Origin of the sequence: Undibacterium sp. TC9W, assembly GCF_049339865.1 — a bacterium.
GTDB lineage: Bacteria > Pseudomonadota > Gammaproteobacteria > Burkholderiales > Burkholderiaceae_D > Undibacterium.
On sequence record NZ_JBMPPJ010000115.1, the window covers coordinates 1 to 244 of the forward strand.

Annotated in this window: 1 protein-coding gene; it reads right to left on the reverse strand. The window is 48.8% G+C overall.

Translation table 11 applies throughout. The features are described from left to right. A partial coding sequence (locus ACO0LN_RS30475) for a hypothetical protein (protein ID WP_422980531.1) occupies positions 1–244 on the reverse strand: 244 nt, incomplete at both ends.

Below are 244 nucleotides of genomic sequence, written 5' to 3' on the forward strand. Positions count from 1 at the left end.
CCAGCTGCGAAGGAAGCACCAGCACCTGTTACGTCAACTGTATCTGCACCTGTGCCGCCATTGATGGTAGTGATACCAGTTGTTGTATTGAAGATACTGACAGAGTTAGTTGCATTTGCCAGGTTCAGAGTCTTGATGTTAGTGATAGTGCCACCTGCTGTACCGTTGCCGATAGCAACAGAAGCTGCATCACCCAGAGTGATCGCATCAGTGTCACCCAGATTACCGTTGACAGTTGTACCAT